Source organism: Pseudomonas sp. HD6422 (assembly GCF_025377065.1).
Classification (GTDB): Bacteria; Pseudomonadota; Gammaproteobacteria; order Pseudomonadales; family Pseudomonadaceae; genus Aquipseudomonas; species Aquipseudomonas putida_U.
Window position 1 is genome coordinate 1 of sequence record NZ_JAHWIW010000067.1, and the last position, 8,292, is coordinate 8,292.

Annotated in this window: 9 protein-coding genes and 1 pseudogene; 4 read left to right on the plus strand and 6 right to left on the minus strand. The window is 56.5% G+C overall.

Features of this window, described 5'->3' with window-relative positions; translation table 11 throughout:
• Positions 1–130: 130 nt before the first annotated feature.
• On the plus strand, positions 131–544 hold the full coding sequence (locus KY379_RS26795; protein WP_261242567.1) for a RidA family protein: 414 nt from the start codon (positions 131–133) through the stop codon (positions 542–544).
• Between the two features lie 6 nt (positions 545–550).
• On the opposite strand, the gene KY379_RS26800 is transcribed toward KY379_RS26795, so the two are convergent.
• From KY379_RS26800 to KY379_RS26810, 3 genes are all read right to left on the minus strand, one after another.
• Positions 551–2,035 carry a GGDEF domain-containing protein gene (locus KY379_RS26800; protein ID WP_261242537.1) on the minus strand — a complete coding sequence of 495 codons (1,485 nt, stop codon included), beginning with the start codon at positions 2,033–2,035 and terminating at the stop codon, positions 551–553.
• A 314-nt stretch (positions 2,036–2,349) separates the two neighbouring features.
• On the minus strand, positions 2,350–2,805 hold the full coding sequence (locus KY379_RS26805) for a GFA family protein (RefSeq protein ID WP_261242539.1): 456 nt from the start codon (positions 2,803–2,805) through the stop codon (positions 2,350–2,352).
• A gap of 77 nt (positions 2,806–2,882) precedes the next feature.
• A complete protein-coding gene (locus tag KY379_RS26810; RefSeq protein WP_261242546.1) occupies positions 2,883–3,725 on the minus strand; it encodes a LysR family transcriptional regulator in 843 nt (280 codons plus the stop codon).
• A gap of 102 nt (positions 3,726–3,827) precedes the next feature.
• Here KY379_RS26810 and KY379_RS26815 point away from each other — a divergent pair, with 102 nt between their 5' ends.
• A complete protein-coding gene (locus KY379_RS26815) occupies positions 3,828–4,217 on the plus strand; it encodes a tautomerase family protein (protein WP_261242553.1) in 390 nt (129 codons plus the stop codon).
• Between the two features lie 73 nt (positions 4,218–4,290).
• Here the strand turns inward: KY379_RS26815 and KY379_RS26820 are convergent, their stop codons facing one another.
• The 3 genes and pseudogenes from KY379_RS26820 to KY379_RS27565 all read right to left on the minus strand — a co-directional run.
• On the minus strand, positions 4,291–4,779 hold the full coding sequence (locus KY379_RS26820) for a helix-turn-helix transcriptional regulator (protein ID WP_261242561.1): 489 nt from the start codon (positions 4,777–4,779) through the stop codon (positions 4,291–4,293).
• A 363-nt stretch (positions 4,780–5,142) separates the two neighbouring features.
• The gene (locus KY379_RS26825; protein ID WP_196174332.1) at positions 5,143–5,412 is read right to left on the minus strand and encodes a DUF3077 domain-containing protein; all 270 of its coding nucleotides are present in this window, start codon (positions 5,410–5,412) and stop codon (positions 5,143–5,145) included.
• 890 nt (positions 5,413–6,302) lie between these two features.
• A pseudogene (locus tag KY379_RS27565) lies at positions 6,303–6,619 on the minus strand (IS481 family transposase); the annotation flags it as partial.
• A 166-nt stretch (positions 6,620–6,785) separates the two neighbouring features.
• Between KY379_RS27565 and KY379_RS26830 the strand changes: the two are divergent.
• Positions 6,786–7,292 (plus strand): YkgB family protein, encoded by a 507-nt coding sequence (locus tag KY379_RS26830; RefSeq protein WP_261242564.1) that lies wholly within the window; start codon positions 6,786–6,788, stop codon positions 7,290–7,292.
• Between the two features lie 710 nt (positions 7,293–8,002).
• Positions 8,003–8,239 (plus strand): alpha/beta fold hydrolase, encoded by a 237-nt coding sequence (locus KY379_RS26835; RefSeq protein WP_261242565.1) that lies wholly within the window; start codon positions 8,003–8,005, stop codon positions 8,237–8,239.
• The last annotated feature ends 53 nt before the right edge of the window (positions 8,240–8,292 follow it).

Consider the following 8,292-nt stretch of genomic DNA (forward strand, 5'->3'; position numbering starts at 1 on the left):
GTTCGGCGCTACATCGAGCAGCAAGACAGGCCGGCGTAAGGGCTCGCTGTTCGCACGCCTCGCTATCCCTCCCCGCATTAAAGTACAGGGTATCTCGCGGAGAAAACCGATGAATGTGGGCGCCCAAATCATGACGGATCGTCAAATCATCGTTCCAGATGACATGAAATTGCTCTGCGAGCGAGCGGGTTATGCACCAGCAGTGAAGGTAGGAAAAACGCTTTACTGCGCCGGTCAAGTCGGCCGCACCCCAGCATTATCAGTGATCGAAGACCCTGAGCAGCAGTTCTTGGCCGCGTGGGAAAATCTTCGGTTGGTCTTGGACGCCGGCGGCTGCACCTTTGAAGACGTCGTCGACCTGACCACTTATCACGTCGATATGTCCCGCCACATGGCAGTGTTTAGACGGGTGAAGGATCAAGTCTTTCCCAGGTGCACCTGTGCCTGGACCTGCATCGGGGTCAGTGAATTGGCGCGACCTGGGCTGCTGGTAGAAATCAAATGCACCGCCGTGGAACGCCCCTCTCCGGAGACCGGCACGTAGGTGGCTTCATGCCTGGGCAGCGACACCGGCTTTGCTCTGGAACATCGCCGTATCGGCCTTGAAAATCAGGTCGTCGAGGTGTTCACCATCTTCCGGATACCAGGCCAACCCTAGACTGGCACTGACGTTGATCTCGCTGTTCTTCCAAGGAATGGGCCGGGCAATGGCCTTGCAGATCTCTTGAGTGATGCGCTGGATTTCGCTTCTGCAATGCGCGCTGCCGAGCAGCAAGACAAACTCGTCACCGCCCATGCGCGCGGCGATTTCGAAGTCGCGAATATGGGCTTTGATCGCCGAAGCTACATGGATCAGGATGGCATCGCCTGCCTGATGGCCGAAACAGTCATTGATCTGCTTGAAGTTGTTCAGATCGATATAACACAGCGCCAGATGCTCTCCCCGGCCCTTGGCATCGAGCAGTTTCTGACTGGTGAAAGGAATGAAACTGTTGCGATTGGGTAAACCTGTCAGGCTGTCGTAGAAGGCCAGCTTGTGGACTTCTTCTTCGGCGAGCTTGCGTAGTTTGATCTCTTTGCGCAAATGGCGCTGAGTGTTCAACAACACCAGCGTGAACAGCAAAACCAGCGCGCAACCGATACTGATCAGCAGGATCGTCTTGCGCAGCCGCTCGACGAGCTGAGGCGGATTGGGATCATAGATGAAGTTCTCCAGACCTTTGATATCGCTGACCATGCCCAGCTCGAGGAAGGTTTCCGCCATCCGTTGCCAGCGCCCTGGATTCATATGGCCGATCTCGATCAGGTCGGATACCACCAGTGGACGCATCGCGTTAGCTTCGAACTCCAGATGGGCCCGGCTTTTCTTCACTGCATACTGATCGAGCAGCAGGTCTATGACCTGGTCGGGGTTATCCATCGCGTAGCGCCAGCCGCGCAACGTTGCGCGGCGGAAGGCCTCGACCCGCTGCGGATGTTCGTCGATCTCGGCCTGGGTGGTGAACAGGACGTCGCTGTAGAAATCGATCCCATAGGTGGCGGGCGAGATAACGTTGTATTCCACGCCGCGCTGTTGCAGGTGGAAAGGCTCGTTGGTCAGGTACGAGTTGAACGCCGCCACCTTGCCGTTGGCCAGGTCGTCGACTTGAAAACTGCTGGGTAGCAAGTTCAGTTTCTCAGGAGCGATACCCTCGCTGCGGAACATCGCGAGAAAATCGGCATCGGTCTGTGCATCCATCAGCATGACCGGCTTGCCGACCAAATCGTGCACGGTGCGAACACCCTGGTCGATACGCGCCAGGAGCACGGAGGGGGAATGCTGGAAAATCACCGCCAGCGCGACCAACGGCTTTCCGTTCAGGCGTGCGTAGAGCAGTTCGCTGTTGGCTTCGCCGTATTGCGCACGCCCAGCGAGCACTTCCTGGACCGGCGTAACGTTGGGGCCACCCTCGTGCAAGCGCACATCCAAGCCTTCCTCCCGGTAATAGCCTTGGGCGATGGCAGCGTAGTAACCCGCGAACTGGAACTGGTGCATCCAACGTAGCTGTACATCAATGACCTGTAAGGCGCCATCGGACTGGTTGGCCGGGCTCGCCCACGCAGCTTGAACCGAGAACAGCCCGAAGTACAGCAATCGACGCAGCCGAACCCACAGAAGTCTCTCCGGCGGGCTTTGCGTGCTAGAAGAGCAACAGAGGCTGCGCATAATGATAGTCCCCGAATCGCGCTTATCGTTTTAGTGCGCAAGGCGTGCGACGGCATTGTGGCATCACTGATGCTGAGGCAGCAATTGGGGAAAAACAGGGACAGATCCATTTTCCAAAGACAAAGGGCCCGCCTGTTTAGCGATCACCCTCGACCACACTCCGGATTACTTTCAAACCGCACCCACCCCGCGATACCCGTCCCTCCACCTTCCCGATCCTTAGGATGGTCACGGCCTTCACTCACAACCACCTCTGCAAAATCAAACGGACTCTTCCCCTCGATACACGCAACATTCACCCCATACTGGTCCGGCGCAGAACGGCGCTGGTGAAAGGTGTAGATGCCGCACTTCGAGCAGAAGTAGTGCTTGGCTTCCCGTGTATGGAACTGATAGAGGGTCAGCGCCTCTTCCCCTTGGGTGACAGTGATATCGCCCAGATTGGCCGACACCGCCACGGCCCCACGCATACGGCAGAGCGAGCAGTTGCACCTGCGCGCGGTACGCAGACCGTCGGTCAAACGCAGTTCAAACCGTACAGTGCCGCAATGGCAGGCTGCTTGGTAAACCGGGCGATCATCCTGTTTTTCATCAGTCATAGCGTTTTCCTGACCTGAGAAGCCAATCCGGATATTCCCGGAACAAGGCCGAATCTTTGAACACCTTGTCCCGATCCCTACGCCAGATAACCCTGCAACAATCGCCGCACATTTTCCACCAGTTCAGATTCCCCCTTGCGCGGCGGAAGCAGCAAGAACCTGGCCTGCGCCAACGCAGGCAGTCCAGTCCTGTAGGGTTCCACACCGTTCGGTATGGCACTCGCATTCAGGCACGCAATGCCAAGCCCTGCCCTCAATGCCGATTGCAAACCCGCCACACCGGAGGTCGAGTAAACGATCTCGTAGTCGATGCGGGCGCGCTCCAATACCTGGCAACTGTAATCCGACAATCCACATCCGCTGATCGCGAGCAGTGGCAGCGGCTGCCCAGGCTCTGGAACCCAGCCTGCAGCGGCTACCCACTGCAGGGGTTCCTGCCTCACCTCGAAGGTGTTGGCCGTGGGCAAGCGTTCGTTGAAACGCATGGCCAAGCCGATATCCAGGTAGTCATTGGCCTGATCCATTTCCAGGCTCTTCTTCATCACCACATGGAGTCGAAGCCGCGGGTGCCATTCACGGAGTTTTTTCAGCAGGCCTGCAATGTCGTCGGGGCGGAAGTAATCGGTGATCGCCAGGCGTATCTCCCCTTCGAACTGTTCGCCGCGAACCTCGGACAGCGCCCGCTCGCCGAGGGTGAGGAGCTGCCTGGCGTGGCGCGCAAGACGTTCACCTGCAGGGGTCGGGCGAACGCCTTGCTTGCCTCGGATGAGCAAGTCGACGCCGATTGCGTCTTCCAGCTTACGCAATTGCTCGCTGATGGCGGAGGTTGAGCGAAACAGGCCCGGCGCGGCTGCAGAGATGCTGCCGGCATCGCAGACCGCCAAGTAGAGGTGGAGCTGGGCAAGATCGAGGTGGTACATGCAGGTTCCGGATAAGCAGGAAGATGAGGCCTGATATTCCCGCTTTTTAGGATCCTGTTCAAAGGCTACGTTACAGGCACATCACTCACGAGGATCACCCAAATGCCTGGTATCACCTTGACCTTATCCGGCGCGCCCAATGCTACGCTGGCGTCGCGCCTCAGCCACGAGCTGACTGAACTGACTGCCCGTATTCTGGACAAGCAGCCATCGCAAACGATGGTGATCGTTCGGTTCGTCGATCCAGGGTTGTGGTTCATCGACAGTGACTCACTTGAGAGCCTGGGGCGAAACAGCTTTCGCCTGGAGGTCACGATCACCGACGAGACGACGACGGTGGAGCAGAAACGGCGGTATCAGCGTGAGTCGTATGAATTGCTCTCGGAGCGCATCGGGAATGTCCACCCGCATTCGAACGTTCACCTGATCGATGTGCGGGCTACGGCTTATGGGTATGGCGGGGTGCCGCAGGCTGCGAAGCTTTGGGGTTGAAAGGTGGATGGTCGGCTGTTGGCGTTCGTTGTCGCGGGACCGGTCCAGCGTTGATTTGCATCCCACGCCAAACTCACTTTTCCTGACTGCTTTTACGTGCGCGTGGCGATGCCGATCTCAACACTGCCTGCTTCGCTTTGGCTACCGCAGGGCTTTTCCCACGCTTTGGTCCGGCCACCACGGAGCCGGCCGGGGGCGAAAGATTCGCCGCCGGCCGCGTGGCCGCCGCGCTTGGCTCAGCGGCCTTCAACGGGCCGACAGTGTTGCCGACGACCGTTGCAATGGGCTTATGTGTGGTAGTCATCACCATACCCATCCGCACGCCATAGAGACGCAGCACAGCCTCCAAGGTGCTGAGTTTCGGATTCGACTTCCCGCTCTCAAGTTCGTACAAGCTTTTCCTGGATATCCTGCACATGGCCGCGAAGGTCTCCTGGTCAAGCCCGGTGACTTCGAGCCGCAGGCGGCGGATGGATGTCCCAATTGCATCGAGCCCCGCGGCGTTGCGATTGACGATATCCTCTACGCGCTGAGCGCGTTCTTCAGGCTGTAGCTTTTTCATCGCAGTCCCCACTCCACGAGTCGCTTATCCAGGTTATTCACGGGTAGAGAGGCTGCATTGCGCACCGATTCAGCGAAGTTTGCGCTCCAATTAAAATAACCCCTGCGCTCTCCAGCCCTCTTCGTCGTCCGCGTGGGCGGCATCGCCACACCGTTAATCAGCACTTTATTGCTGATTAACAAAGTGCACATGGCGTAAATCGGCAATATCGTGCCGATTGAAAGCCTCCGTACGTGTAAAACAGGCACCAGGCTACCGGTTATGCATTCAGAGTGCGGCGGAGGGGGTTAGAAGGAGCGAGAGAAATAAATCAGTCCCCTTTTTGCTGTCCCCTTTTTGCTCAGCGCAACTATTGCCCTGCGCCTAGCGCATCATCCCCAACTCGGCATCATCCATCAGAGCCTTGGCCAACGCGCTCAGATAGTGTGCTGCCCAGAGCGAAGACGAGTCCTCCTCCATCAGGCCATTGAGGGTCAAGTCACGCACATAGCCCATCAATTCCGACGCCTGCTCGTGCGCGTGCTGGCAGGGAATACCAGGCTCGACGCAGAACAGGGGTTGGGTTTGGCCTTCACCTTGGTAAAACCTGGTCTTGCCGACAGTGGTTTTGCTGTCGTTATCGTCCGTGGACATGGTTGTATCTCCCTGACTATCTAGGTGCCTGGGCTAGCCCCAGCGCCTCGGCTCGTGGCCATGGCAAACCAACGCCCGCAGGTGCGACGCCCGGTTTGTCAAGTTACGCCGCCCAAGGGGAACGCTGGTTCGCCAGCACTGGAGCCAGACCAGGCGAAACTTGGTGTCGATGCGGATGAGTAGAAGCTATTGGAATGCCCGGGCTGGAAGTCACGCGATCCGCGTGCCCACATGCTCAACGCAGAACTCCAACAAGCACCGCAAAACCCTGTGGGAGCGGGCTTGCCCGCGAAGAGGCCCTGCCAGACAAAACCTGCTTCGGCTCAGTGCAACGTTTGAGGATTCGCTGGAATCGGGATGTGTGCCAACGCTGGGTTGACCGGCTTTCGCTGGGTGTCTGGTGCGTGCTTTGACGTTATGTTCAGCAACATGGCCGGTGTGTGGGATTGCAGCAGGAGGGCCTGGTGGGCGACGGTTTCCGCGCAGAGGGTGCGGTATTCGTCGGGTACGAAGTTGTGTAAGCGGAGTTTGCTCTTGCGAGGAGGATCAGGAACGAGTTTAAGCATGTCATGCATCCGTTAGTCGTGCGGCCACCGAACTGCTGTCAAACAGTTAGGTGGCAGCTGTACATGGGTTGACAGACCGGCGGATACATGAAGCTCCGGCGCACGCAAGCGTGCCCCATGCACAGCCACCATAGCGGCTGTGATGCATACAAATGTATCTCGTCGCGGCCTGTCAAAGCCGTGTCGTCGGTGGGTGACGACGGTTTGAGACTAAGACGCTTGTGTGTAGGACCGCAACGGAAAACATGTGTGGGAAGTATCTTTGGGAAATGGACTACAAGGAAGGGGAGAAATCTGATTTTTTATAACCCGGTCGCGGGACACTCAAATATGTGACAACACCTTGAGTGTTACATAACCATCAATAGCATCCCGCACATCGACTGTACCCAGGATGATGGGACCAAAAATAACATCCCAGACGCCATCCCCAACTTGCTCCAGGCCAATGGTCTGGTGCGTGAGCACGTAACCTACGTAGATCCTCAAGCTCCGGCGGTCGATGATGCCGCAGCTATCCGCTGGCAAGCTCTCGATATGCTGGGATAGGTCATCTCAGGTAGCTTTTCAGGGAGTACGCGTGGCGAGGGCTGGTAGCAAGATGCTGATGTTTTCTGCTTAAACGCTTTGTGCAAACGCTCTGATTTGGACTATCTGCAGCAAATTCTAGACCATTTGCGCCCAAAAGAACGACTCTCCATTGCATCATGACCCCGTACTCAAACGGCGTTGCTTGCTTCGATAGGAAGTGCGCCGTACGCCCCCTGATAAGCAGGCCCTTGCAACACACTTTCTTGGAGATCGCTCATGAACACCTCTATCACTGACCGCCCCATCGCCACCCGCCTTCTGAACAGAGGGCTGGGCCAGCACGTCACCCGCACCGGCGTTGTAGGCATCTACGTGGCCATGGCCATCATTTACTTCTGGTTTGGAGGCATGAAGTTTACAGGCTATGAGGCAAATGGGATTCATGGCTTCGTCAGCAACAGCCCGCTGCTTTACTGGGTGTACAACCTCATGAGCGTCCAAGGTTTCTCCAACTTTCTGGGGGTTCTGGAGGTATCCATTGGCCTACTCATTGCCGGTCGGATGTTTTCTGCAAAGTTCTCGGCCTTGGGCGGATTGCTCTCCGCAGGCCTGTTCATAACGACGCTTTCATTCATGCTGACCACCCCAGGCGTGTTCGAACCAAGCCTCGGCTTCCCTGCGATTTCCGTGGTGCCTGGCCAGTTCTTGCTGAAAGACTTGGGTCTGCTCGCCGCTTCGATTTTCATTGCGGGCACCTCGATTACTGCACTTGAGCAGAAATGAAGTCTCGTTTTTGATAAGGGTCTTCTGCACCAGCAGAAGGCCCTTTTTGCTCATGCCCTACCCCTTTTTAGAAGTTGATGTTCGAGTGAACAACATAACTTTGAGAACGACTCGAACATCGCCTCTTGACGTCCGTTGACGCGGGGCAGGCCAAACATTTATGTTTCATCAGCGAGTGTCACAAAAATAAATCTGTCCCCTTTGAATCGATGACGTGGCCCTGTACGGCCTGTGTAAGGAAGGTACCTTCACCAGCGTGACCCACAACAACCAGACCTTTAATGCCTTCGATGCTGCGCAGCCTTGTGGGTAATTGCACTGATTTGACCTGCTATTTGCATTCGACTTGAATAGCCTTTTTTCATCGGGTATGACCAGCGCACGGGTATGTCTTGACCGGCAGGAATCGACCCAGGCTGTGTGAAAACCTCCGGCGCGATCTGGCTGGTTGAAAAACAGCCAGAATTTCGCGCTTCTACGCGAATTCTGGGTAACCTGAATAGCCAAGCTTTGACAGATTTCACGTACGCTCGCGTTCTTCCAAGAGCAGTTTGGGTTTTCACACAGCCTGGACCCTAAGCGGTCATTCAAATCAGCTTTTCGCAAGCGGAGACAAAGCCACTACGTCCTGAAAAACAACCATAAACGACATACCGCCTCGGGCAACTAACCCTCAGGATTAGACCACACCACACCAAGGAGCAGGCCCGATGTCCACCTCGATCAAAAGCGTTGAAGCAGAAACTCGTTTCATTGATGCCAGCAATCGCCGACTCGCTTACCGCACGATAGGCGCTGGCAAGCCCTTGGTCTTGCTCGTTCGCTATAGAGGTACCATGGATGATTGGGATCCCCTGTTCCTCGATAGTCTGGTCACGCAAGGCTTTCAGGTAACAGTCTTCGACTACAGCGGCCTGGGCCAGTCTGAATCGCCCCTGGTTTCCTAGACACTCTCCAAGCTCAGGAAATAGCGTTTCTCATACTCTATTGGAGACAGCTG